Here is a 1,912-nt window from a genome sequence, read left to right on the forward strand (position 1 = left end):
TGATTTTTTTGATGCAGTGTAATAATTTCGCTTTTTGGTCATTCTATTCCCCTCTTATATTAGAAGAATAGCTCTTAAAAATACCTTTTTTTCGTCTAAAAATCCGCGCCTATATCAAACCACGAACAAGCTTGGACTAAGATTTCTTCACCAATTTTTAAGATTAAGCTTGATTCTTCGGCGATAGGGATAAATTCATCGGGAAGAATAAGGGCGCCATTTTTTTGCCAACGAATTAGTGCTTCAATCCCGCTTGGTTTATTAGTATGCGCATTTACTTGGGGTTGGTAATGCATCAACAGTTCATGGGAGCTCAAAGCTTTCCTTAATTCACTTTCAACTAGGAGTTGGTTATTGTTGGCCTCATTAATGTTTTTTCGATAAATCGTAGAGCAATCACCACCTTTGCGTTTTGATTCACGCAAGGCAATATTGGCTACTTTTAACAATTCATTAATATTTTTTCCGTCATTAGGAAACTGACAAATGCCGAGGCTTGCGGTTAAGGTAAGTTCGTTTTTTTGCATTAGAAACGGTTCTTGCAGGGTAGAGGAAAGCATTTGCGCTTGGCTTAATTCTTTTTCTTCCCCAGTGTTTTTAGGGTCGATAATCATAAATTCATTACCGCCTAAATAGCCAAGGATTTGATGTGATGCCACGTGTTCTTTTAGTTGGGAGGCAATGTGTTTTAGAAGATAATCTCCCATATGAGCACCATAAGTATTATTGACTCGTTTAAAACGATCTATATCCATGTAATAAAGGGTGAATTGCTTTTTATTCTGAATTAATTCGCTGATTTTATTGAATAAACTGGTTCGATTAAGTAAGCCTGTTAAGCTATTATAAGCAGTCAAGAATAAGAGACGTTCCTCAAAATATTTTTGTTCTGTACGGTCTTGGAAGTGCATAATTAAATAGGGTTTTTTCTGGGGCGAGGTCTGTTTTACCAAAGATATACTTAAACTTATCCATAATTTTTGTCCATTCTTATGAATTAAACGGAGCTCCACTTGCTTATTTTCTACCTCTTTATTCAAAATAGGGGCTAAGGTTTGTTGAAATAGTTTTTGTGAATGTTCATCGATTAAATCATTAAGTTTGATCTCTAAAAGCTCATCAGTGGTATAACCAAGTAAGCTACAAAAAGCGGCATTTACCTCCATAAATGAGGCATCTAAATCGACTAGGGCAACGCCTGTCCCTGCATGGTGGAAGGCATGAAATAAACGCTCCTTGGTTTCTTCCAGAGCTAATTTCGTGGCTTGGTTTTCTTTTTTTATCCTTTTTTCTTGAAAAACTCGCTCAATGGCGGGTACTAATAAAACTAAATGCAATTTATTGATATAATCGTTTGCACCACTTTTTATGGCGCGAACGGCTTTTTCTTCTCCGATAGTTCCAGAAACAATGATAAACGGGATTTCCTCATCCTGTTCTCTAACCAGTTCTAATGCCTTAAGACCACTTAAGCTTGGCATGGAGTAATCACATAAAATAATATCCCAGCTATTATTAAGAGCCTCTAATAAGCCTGCTTCAGTATCCACTCGTTCGCTATAAACTTGATAACCACCGCTTTTAACCGCGTGAAGAGTAAGCAATACATCATCAGGGGAATCTTCAATCATTAAAATACGCAATATTTTATCCATTAAAAACTCCTTTTATATGGCCCATGCGTTTATTCTAATTAAGTCCTCACGATATTATTTATATACAATAAGCGATTGGTCTATTTCTTAAGTTTAGCTGAACATTTTTTAAGCGGCAAAAATACCAGCAAATATAAAATAACTCATGTTACGCACGGTCAATTTTAAGCTGCCATATTTTTAAGCTCCTGCCAAGCAATCTGGTTCGCTCTAAGAATCAATTTGTACTTAATAGCAAAGTGATTTAAATGAGTTTT

At 35.8% G+C, this 1,912-nt stretch carries 1 protein-coding gene; it reads right to left on the reverse strand.

What is annotated here, in order from left to right:
- Positions 1–95 precede the first annotated feature (95 nt).
- Positions 96–1,655 (reverse strand): diguanylate cyclase domain-containing protein, encoded by a 1,560-nt coding sequence (locus ELY15_RS15445; protein WP_127101602.1) that lies wholly within the window; start codon positions 1,653–1,655, stop codon positions 96–98.
- Positions 1,656–1,912: the final 257 nt, after the last annotated feature.

Origin of the sequence: Legionella sp. km772 (assembly GCF_003989735.1) — a bacterium.
Lineage (GTDB): Bacteria > Pseudomonadota > Gammaproteobacteria > Legionellales > Legionellaceae > Legionella.

What these genes read in the sequence shown, in the direction of transcription:
- ELY15_RS15445 (WP_127101602.1), bottom strand. Translation starts at nt 1,655, where the DNA reads ATGGATAAAATATTGCGTATTTTAATGATTGAAGATTCCCCTGATGAT.